Source organism: Pseudomonas sp. NS1(2017) (assembly GCF_002269425.1).
GTDB classification, from domain to species: domain Bacteria; phylum Pseudomonadota; class Gammaproteobacteria; order Pseudomonadales; family Pseudomonadaceae; genus Aquipseudomonas; species Aquipseudomonas reactans.
Genome location: NZ_CP022960.1, coordinates 4,731,645 through 4,754,766 on the forward strand (window position 1 = coordinate 4,731,645; position 23,122 = coordinate 4,754,766).

Consider the following 23,122-nt stretch of genomic DNA (forward strand, 5'->3'; position numbering starts at 1 on the left):
TTTGCATGAAACGCGGTTCCGTATTCACGATCACTGGTGGTTTGCTCTGTGGGTTAGTGCTCGTGGGGGCCTGGAAGTGGCGGGGCAACCCGGATGCCTTGTGGCAGACCGTCAGCCAGCAATGCGTGCCCCACCAGCTACAGCAGCTCAAGCCCGACCCTTGCCTGGCGGTGGACCTGGACCGGGGGTACGTCCTGTACAAAGACCGCAACGGCCCGCTGCACAACCTGCTGATGCCGGCGGACAAGGTCACCGGTATTGAAGACCCGGCTCTCGGCCGCGAGCTGCTGCCGCATTACTTCACCCAGGCCTGGCAACATCGCCGGGTGTTGTCTGACGGCTTGAAAAAACCGATTGACGATCAGTTCGTCTCGGTGGCGATCAACTCTCGCTATGGTCGCTCCCAGAACCAGTTGCACGTGCATATCGCCTGCCTGCGCCCGGACGTCTACATCGCCCTCAATCAGCAAGTGCTGGATGCGCAATGGCGGACGCTGCCGGTGCAACTGATGGGACACACCTACAGTGCCCGGCTGCTGTCGGCAGCCGAGGCCGAGCTGCGTGACCCGCTGGCGGTGTTGCGTGATTACGTAGACGCCCAGGGCGACTCGATGAGCCAGTACAGCCTGTTGATGGCAGCGCGTGCCGATGGCAATTTCGTGTTGCTGAGCACCCATGTCACGTTGAGCGAGCTGAACCTTGGCTCAGCCGGCGAACTGCAAGACTATCGCTGCGGCCTGATGAGCCAACTGTAAACCGACGAAAATCACCACAACGACCTCTTTGGAGCATAAACGACACGGCCGCAAACTTACCCATTGAACGACTGTTCAGTTTGAACTATGTTGACCGCATCCACCCGTTTGTCACGTAACGGGTTCGCGCTGTTTCTTCTTGAACGAGAGGCTCTGGCATGCGGTTTTCCCCCTTCGTCGAACGAATTGCAGGGCAGGGCGTAGCCGCCTGGGACATCCACCACGCCGCGTTCCAGGCGGCCAGCCAGGGCGAAGACATCATCATCCTCAGCGTTGGCGATCCAGACTTTGCCACGCCTTCCTTCATTACCGACACGGCCATAAGTGCCTTGCGCGAAGGTGACACCCACTACACCGAAATCCCCGGTCGCCCGGCGTTGCGCGAGGCCATTGCGGCACGCTACAGCCAAACCCTGGGCCGTCCACTGAATGCCGAAAACGTGATCACTGTGGCGGGTGCGCAGAACGCCTTGTTCGTGACCTCCCTGTGCCTGCTGCAGGCCGGCGATGAAGTGCTGGTGCTCGACCCGATGTACGTCACCTACGAGGCCACGCTCAAGGCCAGCGGCGCGACACTGGTCCGTGTGCCCTGTTCGCCGGAGTCCGGCTTTCGCCTCGATGCCCAGTTGCTCGGCGCAGCCATCACACCGCGTACGCGGGCAATTTTCTTCTCCAACCCGAACAACCCGACCGGCGTGGTGCTCAACCCGCACGAGCTGCAAGCCATTGCTGACCTGGCGATTGCCCACGACCTGTGGGTGGTGGTCGATGAGGTCTATGAAAGCCTGGTGTTCGACGGTGAGTACCACAGCCTCGCGGCGTTGCCGGGCATGGCCGAGCGTTGCGTGGTGATTGGGAGCCTGTCCAAGTCCCATGCCATGACCGGCTGGCGCATCGGCTGGATCATCGCCACGCCGCAGATGGTCGCCCACGCCGAGACCCTGGTGCTCAGCATGCTCTACGGGCTGCCGGGCTTCGTGATGGAAGCCGCGACTGCCGCTGTGCTGGCCCATGACGCGGTGACCCAGGGCATGCGCGAGATCTATCGGCGCCGACGCGACCTGGTGGTAGCGGGGCTCAGTGCATGCCCTGGCATCACGGTGCAGGCGCCGCAAGCCGGGATGTTTGTGCTGGTGGATGTGCGCGGCACCGGCCTGGGCTCCCTCGACTTTGCCTGGCGCCTGTTTCGGGAAGCCGGGGTTTCGGTGCTCGACGCCGCCGCCTTTGGCGAGCCGGCCCAAGGGTTCGTGCGCTTGTCGTTCACCCTGGGTGAAGAGCGCCTGAGCGAAGCCTGCCAACGCATCGTGCGGTTTGTCGCCAAGCTGGCCGGTGAACCGCGTAGTGCGGCGACGCCCAGGATCGAAGTGGTGCAGCCAGCCGCAGCCAAAAAGATGATCGAGGTCATCGACCTGCACAAGCGCTTCGGCAATATCGAAGTGCTCAAGGGTATTTCCCTCACGGCCCACGAAGGCGATGTGATCTCGCTGATCGGCGCCAGCGGCTCGGGCAAAAGCACCTTGCTGCGCTGCATCAACATGCTCGAAGTGCCGGACCAGGGCAGCATCCATGTAGACGGCGAAAGCATCAAGCTCAACTACGGCCGGCCCGGCGCGCCCCTGGTGGCGGATGCCAAACAACTGGTACGCATCCGCTCGACCCTGGGCATGGTGTTCCAGAACTTCAACCTGTGGCCACACCGCACAGTTCTGGAAAACCTCATCGAAGCCCCCACCCAGGTCCTGCGCGAAAGCCGCGCCGAGGCTATCGAACGCGCGGAAGCCTTGCTCGACCGCGTCGGCCTGGCCGCCAAGCGCAACGAATACCCGGCGTTCCTGTCCGGCGGCCAACAGCAACGGGTGGCGATTGCCCGTGCGTTGGCCATGCGTCCCAAAGTCATGCTGTTCGACGAACCCACCTCGGCCCTCGACCCGGAACTGGTGGGTGAAGTGCTGCGGGTGATCCGCTCCCTGGCGGAAGAGGGCCGCACCATGATCCTGGTCACCCATGAAATGGCCTTCGCCCGGGATGTGTCGTCGAAAGTGGCGTTCCTGCACCAAGGCATGATCGAAGAAACCGGCTCGCCGGATGCGGTGTTTATCGACCCACGCAGTGAACGTTGCCGACAGTTCGTCAACGCGCATCAAACTCGCTAACTCCATAAAAAGACGGGGCAAAATCATGAAATCCAAGCGTATGGCAACGTGGTTGAGCAGTGCTGTGTTGATGTTGGCTGCAGGTTTCACCCAGGCGGCGGAAAAACCCATCGTGTTTGCGGTCGCTGCGGAACCCTATCCGCCCTTCACCATTAAAGGCGGCAACGGCCAATGGTCCGGCTTTGAAGTGGACCTGATCCACAAGCTCTGCGAAGGCATGAAAGCCGAGTGCCAGATCAAGGAGGTGGCGTGGGACGGCATTATTCCTTCGTTGCTGGCGAAGAAGATCGACGTGATTTTCTCGTCGATGTCGGTAACCGATGAGCGCGAGAAACAGATCGCCTTCAGCCGCGCCTACTACGATTCACTGCTGGGCGTCGCGGGACCGAAGGGCAGCGAAGTCGAGATCTCCCCGGCGGGCCTCAAGGGCAAGTTGATCGGCGTGCAGATCTCCACGGTCAGCGCCAACTACCTGAAGAAGTACTACGAAAACATCGCGGCCCTGAAGTACTACGACACCCAGGAATCGGCCAACGCCGACCTGATCGCCGGGCGTATCGACTACATGATGGCCGACGACACCGCCATCGCGATGATGGTCAAGACCCCGGAAGCCAGCGGCCTGGCGCATATCGCCAGCGTCCCTTACGACCCGATCATCGGCCGTGGCGTCGGCGCCGGCCTGCGCAAGGAAGACACGGCGCTCAAGGCCCGGCTGGATAAAGCCATCGGTGAATTGCTGGTGAGCAAGGACTACGACGACCTGTCGCAGCACTATTTTGGCCTGTCGGTCAGCCCGTGCAAGCGCGGTGACACCCCGGCGTTTGTCAGCAAAACCTGTGACAGCCCGTATCAACACGTCGCCCAGAAGACCGAATAATGCTCGACCTCCTAAGCTTCGGCGAACAAGGGTGGGGCAATGCGCTGCTCAAAGGGTTATGGATGACCCTGCAAATCTCCGCCGGCTCGTTTGCGGTGGGTTTGTTGATCGGCCTGGTGGTGGCCTGCGCCAAGCTCAGTGCGCCACGCCCGATTGCGCTGCTGATGCGCGGCTACACCACGGTGTTTCGTGCGGTGCCGGAACTGCTGCTGATCCTGCTGCTGTATTACGCCGGTTCCATGGGCCTCAATGCGCTCATGCTGTGGCTGGGCTTCGAGCAGATGAACATCAGCGGCCCGCTGGTGGCGATCCTGGTGCTGGGCCTGGTGCAGGGAGCGTACGCTTCGGAGATCTTCCGCGCGGCGATCCTGGCGATTCCCCACGGCCAGATCGAAGCGGCTCGGGCGTTTGGCTTGAGCGGGTTTGGCCTGTTCCGCCGCGTGACCTTGCCGATCATGGCGCCGTTTGCCCTGGCCGGTATGTCCAACCTGTGGATCAACCTGATCAAGGACAGCGCCTTGATCAGCGTGGTCGGCACCAACGAGTTGCTGTACACCGCCAAGCAGGCGGCGGGCTCGACCCGTCAGTATTTGCTGTTCTACCTCACGGCCGCCGCCTTGTATTATCTGGTGACGCTGGCTTCCAACTACCTGTCCGGGCGCCTGGAGCGACGTATCCGTCGCTGGATGCCGGTTGTCGAGTGAGCGAGCCATGCCTGAATGGATAAGTTACTACGCCGGCCTGATCGCCAAAGGCTTGCAGACCACCTTGTCGCTGCTGGTGATCTCGGCGGTGTTGGGTTTCGCGCTGGCGGTGCTGGTAGCGCTGGCGCGCTTGTCGCGGCGCAAATGGCTGGCCCGTGGTGCGCTGGCCTACACCAGCGTGTTGCGCGGCACGCCGCTGCTGATTCAGATCTACATTTTCTACTACGGGCTGGGCAGTCTGTTCGCCCAGTTTCCGATGATTCGCGGCAGCTTTCTGTGGCCGTACCTGCGTGACGGTTACTGGTACATCGTGTTTGCCCTGGTGTTGTCGGTGGGTGCCTACGTCGGCGAAGTGATTCGCGGTGGCCTGCTGGCGGTGCCCAAGGGCGAAATGGAAGCCGCCTCGGCATTCGGCATGACACCCCGCCAGGCCTTGTTGCGCGTGCGTTTGCCACGGGCAATGCGCCTGCTGTTGCCAACGCTGGCGGGGGAGACGGTGATGTTGCTCAAATCCACCGCGCTGGCCTCGACCATTGCCGTGGTCGACCTGTTGGGCGCGGCCAACGTGGTCCGCGCGCAGACCTTGCAGATCTACCAGCCGCTGCTGCTGGTGGCGGCGGTCTACCTGTGCCTGACCTTTCTCATCGAAGGTGTCTACGCCATCGCCGAACGGCGCGGTACGCCGCTGCGCAGGTCGGCCGGATGAAACAGGACCGCTCGTTGCAAGGGATTGCCCTGTGCTCGCTGGCGTATTTGTTCCTGGCGTTGCAGGACGCGGTGGTCAAGTGGCTGGTGGCCGATTACTCGGTGTTCACCATTCTGTTCTGGCGCAGCCTGGTGGTAGTGGTCGCGTGCTTGATCGCTGGGCGCATGGGCCTGGTGCGCAGTGCCTGGACGTCGGTCAGCCGGCGCTTGCTGATCATTCGCGGGCTGTTGTCGTTGCTCGCGTGGTTGCTGTATTACACAGCGGCCAAGGACCTGAGCCTGGCGGAAATGACCACGCTGTATTTCTCTGCGCCGATCATGGTCACGCTGTTGGCCGCGCTGATTCTCAAGGAGCGCGCCAGCCGGGGACAGTGGATCGCGTTGATCATCGGGTTTGTCGGGGTGGTCATTGCGTGCCGTCCCACGCATATGCTCGACCCGTGGCCCATCGCCCTGACCTTGGGCGCGGCGCTGTGCTGGGCGTTTACCTATATCCAGTTGCGCCAGGTCGACCCGAGCAGCTCGGTGCTGGAGCAAATGCTGATCACCAACGTCGTGTTTGTGCTGTGCATGGGCGTGACCTTGCCCTGGACTCACACACCGGCGCCCACGCCAGCCTGGCTGGGCATGCTAGCGGCAGGTTTGGTCGGCGGCATCGGCCAATTCCTGCTGTTTGCCAGTTTCCGTCGCGCTACGGCGACGTTACTCGCGCCATTCGAGTACACCGGGCTGATCTGGGCGTTCTTCCTGTCGAGCCTGGTGTGGGGCACGTTGATGGATGGCTCGCTGATCATCGGAGCCGTGTTGATCGCCATCAGCGGCACCCTGGCCATGCTCAGCGCACGGCATCCGGTGTCACAGGACGTGGTCGGCGCCGAATGCGCCGTGACGCAACCCCTGTACCCAGCAGCGGCAGATGTGCAGGCCGTTGGCGGGGCTGAAGGTGCCGGGGTTGAGGCACCCCTCGAGCCAGAGTCCGTCGAGCATCGCCGATAAGCCGATGGCGGCCAGGTGGCTGTCGTGGATCACCAGGTTTTCACTGCGGGCCAGATCGTCCAGCAGTTGTTGGATCAATGCCAGGTAGGCGTGGTAGCTGTTTTCGTGGGACTGGTTCACATGGGGCGAATGGCGGATCAGGCTCCAGAACACCACCCACACGCCCAGCAGATCGGGGTCCATGACCCGGGGCGAAAATGAAGCGCTGAGGAATGCATCCAGGCGCGCGGCAGGGCCTTCGGCCTGTTCCACGTGCGCCCAGAGGGCACTGGTCAGCTCGTTGGCCAGCTTGTGGTAAGTCTCGGCGATCAGTGCATCGATGCTGCCGAAATGGTGGTTGAGCAACCCCACCGACACCCCGGCCTCGGAAGCGATACGGCGCACGGAAATCCCCGCATGCCCATCGCGCGCCAGGCAGGTGAGGGTGGCGGCAATCAGCAGGTCCCGGCGTTCATCGGGGTCGGCGCGGCGCAGTTTGGGCAGCTCGGGGGTCATGGGCAGGCCTTGGATGGAACAGCACAGCGCTCAGGTTAGTTGAACATGTGTTCAATCTCTACCGATTAATTGATCAGAGGAGGGCAAGGCATGGCAAAAGACCTTTCGTGGCAGGTGACGGGCGATTCCGGCAATGTGCTGCACATCGGCGCCTGGCGTTTCGACGGCGACGGCAGCGGGCCGAAGGTGCACCTGCAGGCCGGTGTGCACGCCGACGAAATCGCCGGGATGCTGGTGCTGCATCAACTGCTGCCGCGCTTGCAGGCGTGCGCCGAGCAGGGCCGACTCAAGGGCACGGTCACGGTGGTGCCCCAAGCCAATCCCTTTGGTATCGGCCAGTTTCGCCAGGGTCGCTTGCTCGGTCGGTTCCACGAAGCCACCGGACAGAACTTCAACCGAGCCTTCGATTGTTCGCTGGCCATGGAGCGCCCTGCGAGCAACCTGGCGCAGTGGCAGAAACGCCTGGTGCAACTGGCCGCCGATGCCGACCTGATACTGGACCTGCACACCGACGACGAGGCGTTGCCCTACCTCTACATCCACCGCAGCTTCTGGCCCGAGCAAGGCCTGGCACTCGCGGCGGCCTTGCAGGTGGACCTGGTGATTGTCTGGGATGAAGGTGGCGATGGCTCCTTTGAAGAAACCCTCATCAACCACGCTTCGCCGCAACTGGCGGCAACCATTGAACTGCGCGGGCAGGCGGACGTTAGCGATGCCCTGGCGCAACAGGACGCCGATGGGCTGTGGGCCTGGTTGTGCATCAATGGCGTGATCGACGAGGTGGCCAACATTGCCGAATGGCAAGGCGACGTGGTCGACATGGGCTGTATGGAAACCGTCCTCGCACCCTGCGCGGGTGTGCTGGTGTTCGAAAAGGGCTTGGGCGACGACCTGGAAGAAGGCCAGCGTTTCGCGCGCATTATCGGCCGGCCCGGTGACCCGGCTTCCGAAGTGACCCTGCACGCCGCCCAGGCCGGACGCATGGTCACCGGCCACCGTGAGCGTCTGGTGGCGCAAGGCTCGGTGGTCGCCAAGTTCACCGGCACACGCTTATCCGACAGCTACAGCGGCGGCGTGCTGGACCCGTAGCGGCGCCTGCAACTGCAGCCACTCCCGCGGGCTGGTGCCGATCTTGCGCCGGAACGCACGGGCCAGCGCCGAAGGGCTTTCATAACCGACTTCATCGGCGATCAGTGCGATGGGCCGACCTTCACGCAGGCGTTTCTGCGCCAGGCTCACGCGCCAGCTCAGCACATAGTCGGCCGGCGTCTGGCCCACCACTTTATGGAAGTGCGCAGCGAAACTGGCGCGGGACATGTTCGATTCCACTGCCATTTCCTGCACGGTCCACGGGCGTTCGGGGTTGTTGTGCAGCAGGGTCATGGCCCGCGCCAGGCGCAGGTCGGCCAGGCCCGACATCATGCCGGTGGTCATGCTGTGATAGGCCATCATGTGGCGCAGGAACTGAATCACCATCAACTCGAACAGCCGGTTCATCACCGCCTCGCGTCCGCAGTGTTCGGCGAAGGCTTCATCGAACAGCCACTCCAGCGTGCCGGCGATCATCGGGATCTGCTTGAGCGGCATCACAATGGTGTCGGTCAGCGCCACGGACAACGGGTTATCGATCCCCCCATCAAAGCGCAGCGAAGCCGCCACCACCTGGGCGCGATCGGCTTTGGCCGCCACCAGCCGATGGGGCAGGGGGCGCGGCACCAGCACCAGGCTGGGCTCGGGGACACGCAGGGTGCCGTCGGGCATTTCCAGGCTGGCCTGGCCGTCCTTGAGCAGGTAGACCCGGCCGCGCTGCTGCAGATCGCGGGTGTCGAGGGCGCCGTGCAGCGGCCCACTGTGAAAGGTCTCGGCACCGATGCCGAAGTGCACCAGCAGTGTGGACAAACGATCCATGACTCACCTGATTTCAATTAACGATCTGTTTAGACGATCTGCGCCATATCGTCGACTATTAGCCTCCATTTGTAAAACGCGCTTCGGCATCATGGCCTCACGTTCAACGCCTTGAGCGCCCACCCCCCACGGAGCAAACGTTCATGAAAACCTTCAAGTTCTCCCGCGTCGCCACCGCCCTGATCACCGGCGCACTTGCCTTTGGTGTCGCCACCGCCAGCTTCGCTGCCCCGCAGAAAGCCACCGTGGTACTGGTGCACGGCGCGTTCGCCGACGCCTCCAGCTGGAACGGCGTGATCGCCGGGCTCAAGGCCGAAGGCTACCCGGTGGTCGCCGTGGCCAACCCGCTGCGCAGCGTCAAGACTGACTCGGACTATGTGGCCGATATCGTCGAGCACACCCAAGGCCCGGTGATCCTGGTCGGCCATTCCTACGGCGGCTCGGTGATCTCCAACGCCGTGCACGGCAGCAACAAGGTCAAGGCGCTGGTCTACGTCGCCGCATTCGCCCCGGAAAAAGGCGAGACCGCGTTTGAGCTGTCCGGCCGTTACCCTGGCGGCACCCTCGGCCCGACCCTGGACAAACCCGTGATCTCCAAGGACGGCGTGACCGACCTGTACATCCAGCAAGACAAGTTCAACAGCCAGTTCGCCGCCGACGTGGCGCCCAAGGAAGCCCAGTTGATGGCGGCCGGGCAACGCCCGATCACCGAAGCCGCGCTGAAGGAGGCGTCGGGTGACCCGGCCTGGAAAACCGTGCCGTCCTACTTCATATACGGTTCAGCGGACAAAAATATTCCCGAGGCCGCGCTTAAATTCATGGCTGACCGTGCGGGCTCCAAGGAAACCGTGGACGTGAAGGGCGCTTCCCACGTGGTGATGGTGTCGAACCCGGCGCGGGTGGTGGCGATCATCAACGACGCGGCCAAGGCCAACGCGCAGTAACCAAAAGCGTGGGGGCCCAGGCCCCCATTTTTATTGATCGAACGGTGAACCGCGCTGCTTCAACCGCCGCATCGCACTGTCCAGATGCGCCCGCGCACTCGCCGGGTCGCCTTCACGCATCTGCTCATACGCCAACTGCGCCACCGCCGGGTCAATTGGCTTGAGTGGCTGCCCGCTGGCCATGGCTTTCAACTGCACCTCGGCCGCACGCTCCAGGTAATACAGATCATCCCAGGCTTCGGCGATGTTCGGTGCGGCCACCATCACCCCGTGATTCTTCAGAAACAGAATGTCGGCGTCGCCCAACGCCGCAGCGATACGCTGACCTTCACGGTTATCCAGCGCCAGGCCGTTGTAATCCTCATCCACCGCCGTGCGCCCGTAAAACTTCAGCGCTGTCTGCCCCAGCCACAGCAAGGGCGGGCCTTGCAACAGGCACAACGCTGTCGCATTCGGCATATGGGTATGGAACGCCGCCTTGATGCGCGGCTGCTGTTGATGCAACTGGGCGTGGATGTAAAACGCCGTGGCTTCCGGCGTGCCGTCGCCGTCGATCACGTTGCCGTGGAAATCACACACCAGCAGACGGGAGGCGGTGATTTCCTCGAAGGCGTAGCCGAACGGATTGACGAAAAACAGATCGTCATGCCCCGGCACCGTCGCCGAAAAGTGATTGCAGATGCCTTCTTCCATGCCATGCAGCGCCGCCAGTTGCAGGCAAGCCGCGAGTTCTACACGGGCTTCGACGGCGGCCAGGCTATCGAGATTCAAGCGCCCGGCGCGCGGGCCAAGGGAGGACGGCGTGAAGGTATGGGCCATGGTTCACCATCCTAAGGACTTGAACAGTTCGGGAACGCCGTCGAGGGTTGGCAGGATCGCGTCGGGTGTGTAGTCGGCCAGCAATTGGCGACCGGTGCCGCGGTCGATCCATATGCAGCGAAAGCCGATATCCCGCGCGGCCGCATGGTCAAGGTGCGGGCTGGCGCAGATGTGCACCACCTCGTCGAGGCTCACACCCAGTTGTTGGTGGGCGTAGTCGAACAGGCGTCGATTGGGCTTGTAGGCACCGGCTTGCTGGGCGGTGATCACCCGGTCGATGTGGCCACCCAGTTGCGCCACATTGCCGGCGATCACGTCATCGTCGGTGTTGGAAACGATGCACAGTTTGTAGCCCAGGTCCTTCAATTGCTTGAGCGTACCCACCACCTCGGGAAACGGTGGCATGGCGCTGATGCTGTCGGTGAGGATTGCGCCATCCTGGTCATTGGCGGGCAAGCCCAGCCCCTTGAGCGCGAGTTGCAGGCTCAGCCCCGCGAGGGTGCGGAAGCTGCGGTGCGGTGGAGTTTGCTCCAGGGCATGTTCGTGATGGTCGTACACGCTGATCAACGTTTCTCTATCGACCTGATGCTCGCCTTTTTGATCCAGGATGCGGTCGACAGCGGCACGCAGGCCTTCGTCCCATTGGATCAACGTGCCGTAGCAATCAAAGGTCAGCCACAGCGGGCGAGGGGAGTGTTCGAGCGGCATGGTGCACCTGCAGGAAAGTGGGTGGTCGATGCAGCATAGGAAACCTGGCTCTTAGTAGGAAATTAAATTAACCTCTGCATCACAGTCGAATTGTCGATAAGTAGGCCGCCGCCATGTTTGATCTGGAACTCTTGCATACCCTGGTCTGCGTGGTCGACGAGGGCAGCTTCACCCGTGCCGCCGAGCGCGTGCACCGCACCCAGTCCACAGTCAGCCAGCAGATTCGCAAGCTGGAAGAAAACGTCGGCCAGGTGTTACTGGTGCGCGACCGTTCGGGCCAGCAAGTCAGTGCCACCGAACACGGCGAACTGCTGACCCATTACGCGCGCCGGCTGTTGAACCTGTCCCGTGAAGCCCGCGATGCCTTGGATACCGAGGCCAGTGTGGTGCCGGTGCGCCTGGGCGTGCCCGAGGATTTCGACGCGACGCGCATGGCGTCAATGCTTTCGGGTTTCGTACGTGCTCGCCCCGAGGCGCGACTGGAGACGGTCAGCGGCATGAGCACCGACCTGCGTCGGCAACTGGACAGCGGAGAAATCGACATCGCCCTGGTTAAGCGCGAAGCCGGCAGCGGTGAGTGCCACGCCAGCTGGCCGGAGCCCTTAGTGTGGGTGTGTGGCCAGGGCCAGGATATGCAACTCGACACCTTGCCCCTGGCGCTGTTCCCCCAAGGCTGCATATACCGCCAGCGCGCCATTCGTACCTTGGACAAGGCCCGGCGCAGTTGGCGCGTGGCGTTTGGCAGCCATAGCCTCACCGGGATCCAGGCGGCGGTCACATCGGGCTTGGGCGTCAGTATCCTGCCGAAAAGTGCCGTGCTGCCCAGCCACCGCATCTGCACCGAGCTTCCTCCTGTGCCGCCGTCGGAACTGGCGTTGGTCAGCGGCGCCGAGCGCCTGAGCGCGACTCACCGTGGATTGATCGAGTGCCTGCGCGATGAGATTTCACGGAGTCTCTGAACGCTCCAGCAGCAGCCGCTCCAGGGTGGCCACCGGCAATGGCCGGCTGAACAGGTAGCCTTGGATCTGATCGCAGCCGGCGTCCTTCAGGAACGCCAATTGCGCCTGGGTTTCCACGCCTTCGGCGACCACCCGCAGGTTGAGGCTATGGGCCAGTTCAATGATGGTGCGGGTGATCGCGGCGTCCTGGGGGTTGCTGGTGACTTCGCGGATAAACGCGATGTCGATCTTCAGCGTGTCGATGGGAAAACGCCGCAGGTACGCCAGGCTTGAATAGCCGGTGCCAAAATCGTCGATGGAGATTTTCACGCCCATGGCATGTAAACGTTGCAAGCTGGCGATGGTGTGCTGGGTGTTCTCCATCAACGAGCCTTCGGTCAGCTCCACTTCCAGCCAGTGCGGCTCGACGCCGGTTTGCGCGAGGATACGTGCGATATCGGCAATCAGGTCACCTTCTATGAGTTGATGGCCGGAAACGTTGACCGACACCTCCACAGCGCCAATGGCACCGCGTTGCCAGGTCGCGATCTGTTGGCAAACGGCCTCGATCACCCAGCGTCCTACCGCCACGATCAGCCCCAGACTTTCCAATACCGGTACGAACACCGCCGGGGACACCGCGCCATGCCCCGGCCGGTCCCAGCGCAGCAGGGCTTCCAAGGCACACAGCTTGCCGCTCGCCAGCTCGACCTTGGGCTGGTAATGAACAATGAATTCCTCGCGTTCCACAGCCTGGCGCAGTGCTGCTTCCAGGTCCCGACGGTCGACGTCGGGTTGCAAGGCTTGTCGCAGACTGTCCGCGCGCTCGCCGTGGGCGGTGAGCCGCAGCAGGTTGCGCACGCGCAGTGAAAGCTCGATGCGCTCCACCGGTTTGCTGATGAACTCTTCGGCACCGCTTTGCAGGCCACTGACGCGCGCGCCGTGCTCACTGAGCGCCGACAGCATGATGATCGGAATCCCCGCGGTGGCGTCATTGCCTTTCAACTGGTTGGCCACTTCGTAACCGTCCATGCCCGGCATCATGATGTCCAGCAGGATCAGGTCGGGCGCCTGTTGCGCCACCCGTTGCAGTGCCTCTTCGCCGCTGCTCGCGCACACCGTTTGGTAGCCCTCGTGCTGCAGCAACGTTTCCAGGAGTTTGCGTGCCTGGGGCTCATCATCGACGATCAACAGCGTTGCGGGTTGGCTGGCCATGGAGAGAGAGCTCATGTGAGTGGGCGTGTGTTTGTGTGGGTGATCAGCGGTGCAGCGGCAGCCAGGCGACGAACTGCGCGCCACAGGCCACGCGGCTGGCGACTGCGACGCTGCCGCCATGCAGCTCGGTCAGGCGCTTGACCATGGCCAGCCCCAGGCCGGTGCCTTCGAATTGGCGCGCCAACCGGCTGTCGAGCTGGCTGAACGCCTGGAACAGCTTGCCCATATCCTCCTCGGCAATGCCGATGCCCGTGTCGCTGACGCTCAACTCAAGGAATAGCGGGTGAGGGCTGGCCGGCAAGCAGAAGTGATAAACCGGCCAGTCGCCGGGAACCTGCCCAACGTCCTGGCGTGCCACCTGGCGCGCCCTCAGTATGACGGTGCTGCCGTTGTGGCTGAACTTGACCGCATTGGCCAGCAGGTTGTAGACGATCTGTTTGGTCTTGCGCAGGTCCAGTTGCAACCATCCCAGGTCCTCGGGGATGTCCAGTTTCAACTGGATGCGTTGCAGCGCCGCCTTTTCCCGCACGATCAGCAGGCTGTTGGCCAATAAACCGGCCAGTTCGACGCTGTCCAACTCCAGTTCCATCATCCCGGCCTCGACCTTGGACAGGTCGAGAATGTCGTTGATCAACGACAGCAAGTGCTGCCCGCTGGTGAAGATGTCGCCGATGTATTCGCGCTGGGTTTCGCTCATTTTTCCGACCAGCCCGTCTTTGAGCGCCCCGGAAAAACCGATCACGGCATTCAACGGCGTGCGCAATTCGTGGGACATGGTGGCGAGGAACTCCGACTTCATGCGGCTGGCGTGTTCCAGCTCCAGGTTCTTTTCTTCCAACGCACGCTCGAAGCCTTTGCGCTCGGCTTCTTCCTGCTTGCGCGCGGTGTTGTCGGTGCCGATCAGCAGGTAGCCGATGATGGTGTCATGCCGGTTGCGCAGGGCCGTCACCGAGACCATGGCCGACAGGCGACTGCCGTCCTGGCGGATGTAGGTCAGCTCGTAGATGTCTTCGATGCCACGGGAAGCCTTGAACACCAGGGCTTCGAAACCCGGCGTAATGGGCGTGTCCAGTTCCAGGCTGAGGGCAGCGGCGCGGGTGATCAGCTCGACGGAGTCTGAGATATCGGCGGGGGTGATGCGGTTGACCACATCGGCGGCGGCATAGCCGAGCATGCGTTCGGCGCCGACGTTGAAAATCTGGATCACGCCTTTTTCATCGGTGGCGATGCTGGAGAAGTAGGCGCTGTTGAAGATGGCGTCTTGCAGCGCGCCGGTCTTGAGCAGGGTTTTCTGCCGTTTGAACTCGACGATTTTCTCGGCGCGCGATTGCGGTTGTTCGGGTAACGGTGTGTCCATCGCTTGGGCGTTCCGTGACGTTCAGGCCCGCCGTCGTCAGCCGACAAGGGCGCAGAGCATGCTCACAGAAGATCGCTTGGGGGGGCGATGAGGAGGAGATGAGGTACTTGGACAATAGCAGACAAACGGTAAAACCGATGCTTTGTGTGCCTATTCAATAAATTGGCTTGATGAAACGTTTCTTCACGCACAAAAACCGGTAGGCAAGCGCTTGCGTAAAGAAATGTTTCTACATTAGAGTCGGCCCACTGACGACAAAAATAATAAAACCAGGAGCTCATTCATGAGCCTTGAACCCTTGCTTGAAATGCAGGGCATCAGCAAAACCTTCAACGGTTTGCGCGTGCTCAAGAATGTCGGCCTGAAGGTCTACCCCGGCGAAATCCATGCCTTGATGGGGGAGAACGGCGCTGGCAAGTCCACGCTGATGAAAATCCTCTCCGGCGCCTATCAAGCCGACCCCGGCGGTGAAATCCGCATTGCCGGTCAAACGGTAGCCTGCTTCGACCCCGCCACCGCGAAAACCCTCGGCATCGCCGTTATCTATCAAGAATTGAGCCTGTGCCCCAACCTGAGCGTGGCCGAGAACATCTACCTGGGCCGCGAACTGCGGCGTGGCTGGACCATCGATCGCAAGGGCATGGAAGCGGGGTGCATCGAGGTGCTGCAACGCCTCGGCGCCGAATTCACCCCGGCGACACGGGTCAGCAGCCTGTCGATTGCCGAGCGCCAGTTAGTGGAGATCGCCCGCGCCCTGCACGCCCACGCCAAGATCCTGGTGATGGACGAGCCGACCACACCGTTGTCATCCCGCGAGACCGACCGGTTGTTTGCGCTGATCAAGCAACTGCGCAGCCAAGGCCTGGCGATCATCTATATCAGCCACCGCATGGCCGAGATCTACGAGCTGTCGGACCGCGTTTCGGTGCTGCGGGACGGCCAATACATCGGTGAACTGACCCGCGACGCGTTGTCGGCCGAAGTGCTGGTGAAAATGATGGTGGGCCGCGACCTGTCAGGCTTCTACAAGAAAGAACACGCCGCCTACAACCCCGGCAACGTGGTGATGCGCGTGCGCGACATGGCCGACGGCAAGCGCGTGCGCAATTGCAGCTTCGACCTGCATGCCGGCGAAGTGCTGGGCATTGCCGGGCTGGTCGGGGCAGGGCGCACCGAGCTGGCGCGGCTGATCTTCGCGGCCGACCCCCGCACCTCGGGCACCTTGGAAGTGGTCGGCAAGACCGTCACCCAGCTGCGTACCCCGGCGGACGCGATCCGTGCAGGCGTGGTCTACCTCACCGAAGACCGCAAGGCCCAGGGCCTGTTCCTCGACATGAGCGTGGCGGACAACATCAACGTCTGCGCCTGTGTGCCGGATGCCCATGCCGGTGGCGTGCTGGATCGCGGGCATGCCTTGCAGCGTTCAAACGATGCGATCAAGTCACTGTCGATTCGCGTGGCGTCGGGCAAGGTCAATGTCGGCGCGCTGTCCGGCGGCAATCAGCAGAAAGTGCTGTTGGCGCGACTGCTGGAGGTGAAGCCCCACGTGCTGATCCTCGACGAACCCACGCGCGGCGTCGACATCGGCTCCAAGTCCGAGATCTACCGCATCATCAACCAATTGGCCCAGGCCGGTGTCGGCATCGTGGTGATCTCCAGCGAGCTGCCGGAAATCATCGGCACCTGCGACCGCGTGCTGATCATGCGCCAAGGCCAGCTCGTCGCTGAAGTCGGCGGCGCCTCCGGCCAGGCTATTTCCCAGGAACGCATTATTGACCTCGCCACTGGTGGCGATCAGGTGGTTGCCCATGGCTGAGTTGACTATCGCAACAACAGGTAAAGCTGAACGCGCACGCGAGTTGATGCGCACGGTCGGCATGTTGCCGGTGCTGATCCTGCTGCTGGTGGGGTTTGCCCTGGCGAGCGAAAACTTCCTGACGGTGCAGAACCTGTCGATCATCACCCAGCAGGCGTCGGTGAATGTGGTGCTGGCGGCGGGCATGACCTTCGTGATCCTCACCGCTGGCATCGACCTGTCGGTAGGCGCGATCCTGGCCGCCTCGGCCGTGGTCGCGTTGCAGGCGTCGATGTCGCCGCAGTTCGGCATGTTCGGGATTGCTGCCGGTATCGGCTTTGGCCTGCTGCTGGGGTTGGTCAATGGTGGGTTGATCGCGTTTATGCGCCTGCCGCCGTTTATCGTCACCCTCGGCGCGTTGACGGCCATGCGCGGGCTGGCGCGTTTGCTGGCGGATGACAAGACGGTGTTCAACCCGGACCTGCCGTTTGCCTTTATCGGCAATGACTCGGTCCTCGGTGTGCCGTGGCTGGTGATCATTGCCGTGGCCGTGGTTGCGTTGTCGTGGTTCATCCTGCGCCGCACGGTGATGGGCGTGCAGATCTACTCGGTGGGCGGCAACCCGGAAGCGGCGCGCTTGTCGGGGATCAAGGTGTGGAAAGTGCTGCTGTTCGTCTACGCGATGTCCGGCGCGTTGGCCGGGCTGGGTGCCGTGATGAGCGCTTCGCGATTATTCGCCGCCAATGGCCTGCAACTCGGGCAATCCTATGAGTTGGACGCGATTGCGGCAGTCATTCTCGGTGGCACCAGTTTTACCGGCGGCGTCGGCACCATCGGCGGCACGTTGATCGGTGCGCTGATCATCGCCGTGCTCACCAACGGCCTGGTGCTGCTGGGTGTGTCGGATATCTGGCAATACATCATCAAGGGCATCGTGATCATTGGCGCGGTGGCGCTGGATCGTTATCGCCAGTCCGGTGCGCGGACCTGATTCCTACAACAATCACAAGAGAGAACCGCATGAACCTTAAACGTATCTTTCCCGTCGTTGCCTTGGCTGCCCTGATGTCCCAAGCCGTCGAAGCCCGTGAGTTGAAGGCCCTGGGCATCAGCATGGGCTCGCTGGGCAACCCGTATTTCGTGACGCTGGCCGATGGCGCCACGGCGCGGGCCAAGGAGCTGAACCCCAACGTCAAGGTGACCTCGGTGTCGGCTGACTACGACTTGAGCAAGCAGTTTTCACAGATCGACAATTTCATTTCATCCAAGGTCGACCTGATCCTGATCAACGCCGTCGACCCCTCTGCCATGGCCTCGGCCATCAAGAAGGCCCGCGACGCCGGCATTGTTGTCGTCGCCGTGGATGTGGACGCCAAGGGCGTCAACGCCACCGTGCAGACCGACAACGTCGAAGCCGGCAAGCTGGCCTGCCAGTACCTGGTGGACAAACTCTCCGGCAAAGGCAACGTGATCATCCAGAACGGCCCGCAAGTCACCGCCGTGACTGACCGCGTCAAAGGCTGCAAGGCCGCGCTGGCCGCTGCGCCGGATATCAAGGTGCTGTCCGACGACCAGGACGGCAAAGGCTCCCGCGAAGGTGGCCTGAACGTGATGCAGGGTTACCTCACGCGCTTTCCAAAAATCGACGGCCTGTTCGCGATCAACGACCCACAAGCCATCGGCAGCGACCTGGCGGCCAAGCAGCTTAAGCGCGGCGGCATCGTCATTACCTCGGTGGACGGCGCGCCGGATATCGAGAACGCACTGAAGACCGACTCGCAGATCCATGCGTCGTCCAGCCAGGACCCGTGGGCCATGGCGCAGACCGCGGTGAACGTGGGCAATGACATTCTCAATGACAAAGCCCCGGCCGAAGCGGTTACCCTGCTCACGCCCAAACTGATCACCCGTGACAACGTCGCTACGTACAGCGGTTGGTCGAGCAAACATTGATCCACTGAGAAGGAACAGCGTCGTGGTCACCATGGATGACGTGGCAAGCAGGGCGGGGGTGTCGACGTCGACGGTGTCCCACGTGTTGAACGGCACCCGCAAGGTCAGTCCGGCCACCGTGCTGGCGGTGCAGCAGGCGATCCAGGCGTTGGGCTACATCCCCAACACCCTGGCGCGCTCGCTGGCCCGGTCGAGCACCAACACGATTGGCGTGGCGATCTCGGCGTTGTCCAACCACTATTTCAGTGAGACGGTGCACGCGATTGAAACCGCGTGCGCCGAGCACGGCTACATGATGCTGTTTGTCGACACCCATGATGATCCGGAGCAGGAACTGCGGGTGGTCACGGCGCTGCATCATCGGCGGGTCGATGGGATTGTGCTGGCGCCTTCGAACGGCTCAAAGGCCCTGGATTATCTGCGCGCCAACGAGATTCCAGCGGTGCTGGTGGACCGCATGATGAGTGAAGACTTCGACCAGGTTGGGGTGGAGAATGCCCTGCCTACCCAGGCGCTGGTTGAACACCTTATCGCCCATGGCCATCGCCGGATCGGCTTTATCGCCGGGCGTGAAGGTTTCAGCACCACCGATGAGCGTGTTGCCGGTTACCGCGCCGCATTGCAGGGAGCGGGGGTGGTGTTTGACCCGGATCTGCTGGTCAATGGCGGCTCCAACACTGAGCCGGCGCGCCAGGCCACGGTGCAGTTGCTGGGTTTGGCGGTACCGCCCACGGCAATCATGGCCGGCAACAACCTGATGACCCTGGGCGCCATGCAGGCCCTGCGTAACGCGCAGATCGACGTACCGGCGCAGATGGCGCTGGTGGGGTTTGATGATTTCGACTGGGCGGATTTTTTCGTGCCGCGCCTGACACTGATCGCGCAGCCGGTGCAGGCACTCGGCGCCCAGGCAGTGAACCTGTTGTTGCAACGCATGGCTTCACCCGGCGCACCGACCCAGAGCGTGCGCCTGGCGCCGACCCTGCAATGGCGTCATTCATGTGGCTGTAATGGAGTGGAATGACCCCGTATGAGCAATCCCGTTTCCCTCGGCATCGACCTCGGCACCTCGGAACTTAAGGCCATTCTCATGGACCTCGACGGTACAGTGCTGGCCCATGCCGGCGTGCGCCTGAGCGTGTCGCGGCGCCATAGCGGCTGGTCCGAGCAAGACCCGCAGGATTGGTGGCAGGCGTGTTTGCAAGCGCTGGCCCAGTTGCGCACGCATGAGGCATTTGCCCGCGTGGCCTGTATCGGCCTGTCCGGGCAGATGCACGGCGCGGTGTTGTTGGGGGCGGACAACCGCGTGTTGTACCCGGCGATCCTGTGGGACGACTCCCGCGCCGTCGCCGAGGCCGAGGAGCTGGGCCCTGAGTTCGCCGACATCACCGGCAGCTTGCCCATGGCCGGGCTGACGGCGCCGAAACTGCTGTGGCTACAGCAGCATGAGCCTGAGGTGTTCAGTTCCATTGACTGTGTGCTGTCACCCAAGGATTACCTGCGGTTGCGCCTGAGTGGCGAGCGCGTCAGTGAGATGTCGGATGCTGCTGGCACGTTGTGGCTGGATGTGGCACGCCGCGAGTGGTTCGCGCCCATGCTGCGCGCGACGGGACTCGCGCCGGAACAAATGCCAAGACTGGTTGAAGGCGGCGCTGCAAGTGCTTGTTTGACTGCGATGGACCTTGGATTGTCGGCTGACGTCGTGATTACTGGCGGCGGGGGCGACAACCCGGTAGCGGCTGTCGGTATCGGTGCGATCAACGCTGGCGACGGCTTCATCACCCTCGGCACCAGCGCTGCCATCGTCGCGATCGCCGACCACGCCGCAGGCAACCCGGCCAGCGCCGTGCACAGCTTCTGCCATGCGCTGCCGAACCGTTGGTACACCATGGGGGCCATGCTGGCCGGGGCCAGTTGCCTGCGTTGGGTCACACGGCTGACGGGCACTGCGGATGAGCAAGCGTTGCTGGACCAGGTGCAGGCGCAATTGCCGATCGAACAACCCGTGCCACTCAGCACGCCCTTGTTTCTGCCGTACCTTGCCGGAGAGCGTACACCCCACAATGACCCGCTGCTGCGCGGCGGTTTCATGGGCCTGGGCCACGACTGCACACCCGCGATGCTCGGCTATGCAGTCATGGAAGGTGTAGGGTTCGGCTTGCTGGATGCGCTGCGCGCCGTGCAATCGGCCGGCGCCGACGTAGGGGCCTGCGCCTTGGTGGGCGGCGGTTCGCGCAGTGAATACTGGGCGCAGTTGCTGGCCAACATTCTGCAGCGGGAGATTTTTACGTTGCACGGGAGTGAGCTGAGCGCCTGTATCGGGGCTGCGAAGCTGGGCTTTCTGTCGATTGGGCAGGGGGAGGGATTGTTGCAGGCGGGGATGGCGGTGAAGGCGCGATACTTTCCGGATGCCAAGCAGCAGGCGGTACTGGAAGTGCGATATCGCAAGTTCCAAGGCTTGCTTAATGCCGCAAAAGCGCTGCACGGCTGACGGCTGCCGCTTCCTGTGGCAAGCCCGCTCGCCACAACAAGCTTGCTCACCACAAGAGTTTATGAACACCTCATAGCCAGGCTGCATCCCATAATGGGTAGTCACCAATGTGCTCAACCAACCCCGCGCGCAATGGGTTGGCAATGATGTAACGAGCCATTTTCAACAGGTCCTCTTCCGCGAGGACAGCCCGGTCGTGGTAACCCCGCTGCCAAAACTTTTCCCGGCTGCGACGGGCTTTGTTAATGCTCAAGGTGCTGCGTGACTTGGTCTGCCGCATCACATCAGGAAGCGTCGCGTTATTGAGGTCAAACAACCAGTGAAAATGGTCTGGCATGACTACCCAGGCGAGGGAGTTCACTAGGCCCGCGTCATGGGCTCGCTTGAATTCAGCGACCAATAACCGCCCTAACTGGAAATCGTTGAATAGGGGCTGGCGTCGATGCACCACCGCAGTGACCAGATAAGATCGGCCTGATTCTGAATATCGACCACGACGTAAAAGATGAGAGTTTGGCTGGCGAGGCAATCCGCTGCTCCTTTGAATGGATAGGGATTTTTCAGGCTAGCTGCGCAGATGACTCCGTCGCGTTGAGTTCAGTGTCTTTGTGTTACACCAACTCCGTGGCGAGCGGGCTTGTCCCGCGTTGGGGCGCGAAGCGGCCCCTGTCAAGACCACCGCAGTGCGTCAGGCTAAACTGCATTGCTTGAATTTGGGGCTGCCTCGCAGCCCAACGCAGGGCAAGCCTGCTCGCCACAGGAAGCCTGCTCACCATAGGAAACGTGTTTCTTTATTCATCAATCCCCCAACGGCGGCAAACGCCGCTTCACCGGGGTTTTCTTGACGATCGCGGTGTTGGTTTCTGCATAGGCATTCAGCTTATCGAGCAGGCTGTCCAGATGATCCATGGTGCGCACATGCAACCGTGCGATGAAGCAGTCATCGCCGGTCACCTTGTCGCACTCAGTGAACTCGGGAATCGCCTGGATCTGCCGTTCCACCTCCTGCAATTTGCCGGGCAGTGGGCGGATGCGCACGATGGCTTGCAGCAGGTAGCCGAAATGCTTGGGGTCGATGTCGACGGTGTAGTGGGTCAGCACGCCGCGCTCTTCAAGGCGGCGCAAACGCTCACCGACACTGGGCGAAGACAGCCCGGTAATGCCGGCCAGGGCCTTGAGGGACAGGCGCGAGTCGTCCATCAAAGCCGCGATGAGTTGCTGGTCGATGGTGTCAATCATGGTGTCTACCTAATAAGTAAAGGTAATCCAGTGGTTTTGCCTTTTTTAGGCGCTGGAGCCGCTCCCAAGCAGATTGCCATAATTTAGCCTCACCTGAGGAGCTTCAATCATGGACACATCCATCCGTCGCGGGTCGTGGGAAATGATCGCCGCCATGCTGATCTCGGGCACCATTGGCTGGTTTGTACTGGTGTCAGGCGTGTCGGTGATCGAAGTGGTGTTCTGGCGCTGTGTGATCGGCGGGCTGACGCTGTTGCTGGTCTGCGCACTGCTGGGTTACCTGCGCCTGGATCTGCTGACCTGGGCCAAGCTCGGCCTGGCGATGCTCAGTGGCGTGGCTATCGTCGGCAATTGGCTGCTGCTGTTCGAATCCTATTCCCGCGCGTCGATTGCCATCAGCACGGCGGTGTACAACGTGCAGCCGTTCATGCTGGTGATGCTGGCGGCGCTGTTCCTGGGGGAAAAGATCACCGTGCGGAAACTGGCGTGGCTGAGTGTAGCGTTCCTGGGCATGCTGGCGATTGTCACCGCCCATGGCGATCAACCGACCGGCGACGATTACCTGGCCGGCATCGCCTTGGCGCTGGGCGCGGCTTTGCTGTATGCGATTGCTGCGCTGATCATCAAGCGTCTAAAAGAAGTGCCGCCGCATCTGATGGCGTTGATCCAGGTGACCACCGGCGCGCTGTTACTCGCGCCAATGGTGCCTTGGAACAGTCTGCCGGCCACCCCCAATGCCTGGGCGGCATTGGTGACGCTGGGTGTGGTGCATACCGGTTTGATGTACGTGTTGCTGTACGGCGCGATCCAGAAACTGCCCACGGCCATTACCGGCGCGCTGTCGTTCATCTACCCGATTGCGGCGATCTTCGTCGATTGGATCGCCTTCGGGCACCGCCTGGGTTGGCTGCAATGGTTGGGAGTGGCGGCGATTTTGTTGGCGGCCGCCGGGCTGCAGCGGGACTGGGGTAGCCTCGCCACCCTGCGTAGGCGCACATCTGCGTAAAGGTATGCCCGCTAGTGTGTAGGGTTCAATAATAATTTTGAGTTCAATGGAACAAACTCCC

Annotated in this window: 22 protein-coding genes and 1 pseudogene; 15 read left to right on the plus strand and 8 right to left on the minus strand. The window is 62.2% G+C overall.

Annotated features, from left to right (window positions below; genetic code table 11):
* The first annotated feature begins 5 nt into the window (after positions 1–5).
* From CI807_RS22060 to CI807_RS22085, 6 genes are all read left to right on the plus strand, one after another.
* Positions 6–755 carry a CDP-diacylglycerol diphosphatase gene (locus CI807_RS22060; protein WP_095016209.1) on the plus strand — a complete coding sequence of 250 codons (750 nt, stop codon included), beginning with the start codon at positions 6–8 and terminating at the stop codon, positions 753–755.
* Positions 756–913: 158 nt separating this feature from the next.
* Entirely contained in the window at positions 914–2,908 is a 1,995-nt protein-coding gene (locus CI807_RS32025; protein ID WP_095016210.1) for an aminotransferase class I/II-fold pyridoxal phosphate-dependent enzyme, read from the plus strand.
* 25 nt (positions 2,909–2,933) lie between these two features.
* Positions 2,934–3,788 carry a transporter substrate-binding domain-containing protein gene (locus CI807_RS22070; RefSeq protein ID WP_177409595.1) on the plus strand — a complete coding sequence of 285 codons (855 nt, stop codon included), beginning with the start codon at positions 2,934–2,936 and terminating at the stop codon, positions 3,786–3,788.
* Positions 3,788–4,492 carry an ABC transporter permease gene (locus tag CI807_RS22075; RefSeq protein WP_095016212.1) on the plus strand — a complete coding sequence of 235 codons (705 nt, stop codon included), beginning with the start codon at positions 3,788–3,790 and terminating at the stop codon, positions 4,490–4,492. Before CI807_RS22070 ends, CI807_RS22075 begins: the two co-directional genes overlap by 1 nt.
* A gap of 7 nt (positions 4,493–4,499) precedes the next feature.
* Entirely contained in the window at positions 4,500–5,198 is a 699-nt protein-coding gene (locus CI807_RS22080) for an ABC transporter permease (RefSeq protein WP_028616125.1), read from the plus strand.
* Complete coding sequence (locus tag CI807_RS22085; RefSeq protein WP_095016213.1) at positions 5,195–6,193, plus strand: DMT family transporter; 999 nt, start codon at positions 5,195–5,197, stop codon at positions 6,191–6,193. The genes CI807_RS22080 and CI807_RS22085 overlap by 4 nt, the downstream gene beginning before the upstream one ends.
* Here the strand turns inward: CI807_RS22085 and CI807_RS31890 are convergent.
* A pseudogene (locus CI807_RS31890) lies at positions 6,149–6,688 on the minus strand (TetR/AcrR family transcriptional regulator); the annotation flags it as partial. The gene CI807_RS22085 and the pseudogene CI807_RS31890 overlap by 45 nt on opposite strands.
* 90 nt (positions 6,689–6,778) lie before the next feature.
* On the opposite strand from CI807_RS31890, the gene CI807_RS22095 reads away from it, so the two are divergent.
* The gene (locus CI807_RS22095) at positions 6,779–7,777 is read left to right on the plus strand and encodes a succinylglutamate desuccinylase/aspartoacylase family protein (RefSeq protein ID WP_095016214.1); all 999 of its coding nucleotides are present in this window, start codon (positions 6,779–6,781) and stop codon (positions 7,775–7,777) included.
* Here CI807_RS22095 and CI807_RS22100 read toward each other — a convergent pair.
* Positions 7,739–8,596 carry an AraC family transcriptional regulator gene (locus CI807_RS22100; RefSeq protein WP_095016215.1) on the minus strand — a complete coding sequence of 286 codons (858 nt, stop codon included), beginning with the start codon at positions 8,594–8,596 and terminating at the stop codon, positions 7,739–7,741. The genes CI807_RS22095 and CI807_RS22100 overlap by 39 nt on opposite strands.
* Positions 8,597–8,739: 143 nt before the next feature.
* Between CI807_RS22100 and CI807_RS22105 the strand changes: the two genes are divergently transcribed.
* Positions 8,740–9,540 (plus strand): alpha/beta fold hydrolase, encoded by an 801-nt coding sequence (locus CI807_RS22105; protein WP_095016216.1) that lies wholly within the window; start codon positions 8,740–8,742, stop codon positions 9,538–9,540.
* 30 nt (positions 9,541–9,570) lie between these two features.
* On the opposite strand, the gene CI807_RS22110 is transcribed toward CI807_RS22105, so the two are convergent.
* Together CI807_RS22110 and CI807_RS22115 are read right to left on the minus strand one after the other, a co-directional pair.
* Positions 9,571–10,359: an aldolase gene (locus tag CI807_RS22110; protein WP_095016217.1), complete on the minus strand. Its 789-nt coding sequence runs from the start codon at positions 10,357–10,359 to the stop codon at positions 9,571–9,573.
* Between the two features lie 3 nt (positions 10,360–10,362).
* A complete protein-coding gene (locus CI807_RS22115) occupies positions 10,363–11,067 on the minus strand; it encodes a haloacid dehalogenase type II (RefSeq protein WP_095016218.1) in 705 nt (234 codons plus the stop codon).
* Between the two features lie 113 nt (positions 11,068–11,180).
* Here CI807_RS22115 and CI807_RS22120 point away from each other — a divergent pair, with 113 nt between their 5' ends.
* Complete coding sequence (locus CI807_RS22120) at positions 11,181–12,026, plus strand: LysR family transcriptional regulator (RefSeq protein ID WP_095016219.1); 846 nt, start codon at positions 11,181–11,183, stop codon at positions 12,024–12,026.
* Here CI807_RS22120 and CI807_RS22125 read toward each other — a convergent pair.
* Complete coding sequence (locus tag CI807_RS22125) at positions 12,012–13,220, minus strand: EAL domain-containing response regulator (protein WP_095016220.1); 1,209 nt, start codon at positions 13,218–13,220, stop codon at positions 12,012–12,014. The two genes, CI807_RS22120 and CI807_RS22125, sit on opposite strands and share 15 nt — an antisense overlap.
* 43 nt (positions 13,221–13,263) lie before the next feature.
* Positions 13,264–14,577, minus strand: coding sequence for a HAMP domain-containing sensor histidine kinase (locus tag CI807_RS22130; protein ID WP_095016221.1), 1,314 nt, complete (start codon positions 14,575–14,577; stop codon positions 13,264–13,266).
* A gap of 283 nt (positions 14,578–14,860) precedes the next feature.
* On the opposite strand from CI807_RS22130, the gene CI807_RS22135 reads away from it, so the two are divergent.
* The 5 genes from CI807_RS22135 to xylB are packed head-to-tail and all read left to right on the plus strand — an operon-like array spanning position 14,861 to position 20,816.
* The gene (locus tag CI807_RS22135; protein WP_095016222.1) at positions 14,861–16,393 is read left to right on the plus strand and encodes a sugar ABC transporter ATP-binding protein; all 1,533 of its coding nucleotides are present in this window, start codon (positions 14,861–14,863) and stop codon (positions 16,391–16,393) included.
* Positions 16,386–17,363, plus strand: coding sequence for a hypothetical protein (locus CI807_RS22140; protein ID WP_095016223.1), 978 nt, complete (start codon positions 16,386–16,388; stop codon positions 17,361–17,363). The genes CI807_RS22135 and CI807_RS22140 overlap by 8 nt, the downstream gene beginning before the upstream one ends.
* 29 nt (positions 17,364–17,392) lie before the next feature.
* On the plus strand, positions 17,393–18,325 hold the full coding sequence (locus CI807_RS22145) for an ABC transporter substrate-binding protein (RefSeq protein WP_095016224.1): 933 nt from the start codon (positions 17,393–17,395) through the stop codon (positions 18,323–18,325).
* A 22-nt stretch (positions 18,326–18,347) separates the two neighbouring features.
* Positions 18,348–19,349 carry a LacI family DNA-binding transcriptional regulator gene (locus CI807_RS22150; protein WP_095016225.1) on the plus strand — a complete coding sequence of 334 codons (1,002 nt, stop codon included), beginning with the start codon at positions 18,348–18,350 and terminating at the stop codon, positions 19,347–19,349.
* 6 nt (positions 19,350–19,355) lie between these two features.
* Positions 19,356–20,816 (plus strand): xylulokinase, encoded by a 1,461-nt coding sequence (gene xylB / locus CI807_RS22155; RefSeq protein WP_095016226.1) that lies wholly within the window; start codon positions 19,356–19,358, stop codon positions 20,814–20,816.
* 70 nt (positions 20,817–20,886) lie between these two features.
* Here the strand turns inward: xylB and CI807_RS22160 are convergent, their stop codons facing one another.
* On the minus strand, positions 20,887–21,345 hold the full coding sequence (locus CI807_RS22160) for a transposase (RefSeq protein ID WP_095016227.1): 459 nt from the start codon (positions 21,343–21,345) through the stop codon (positions 20,887–20,889).
* A 269-nt stretch (positions 21,346–21,614) separates the two neighbouring features.
* The gene (locus tag CI807_RS22165; RefSeq protein WP_016975706.1) at positions 21,615–22,055 is read right to left on the minus strand and encodes an Lrp/AsnC family transcriptional regulator; all 441 of its coding nucleotides are present in this window, start codon (positions 22,053–22,055) and stop codon (positions 21,615–21,617) included.
* 109 nt (positions 22,056–22,164) lie between these two features.
* Between CI807_RS22165 and CI807_RS22170 the strand changes: the two genes are divergently transcribed.
* Positions 22,165–23,061: a DMT family transporter gene (locus CI807_RS22170; protein ID WP_095016228.1), complete on the plus strand. Its 897-nt coding sequence runs from the start codon at positions 22,165–22,167 to the stop codon at positions 23,059–23,061.
* Positions 23,062–23,122: the final 61 nt, after the last annotated feature.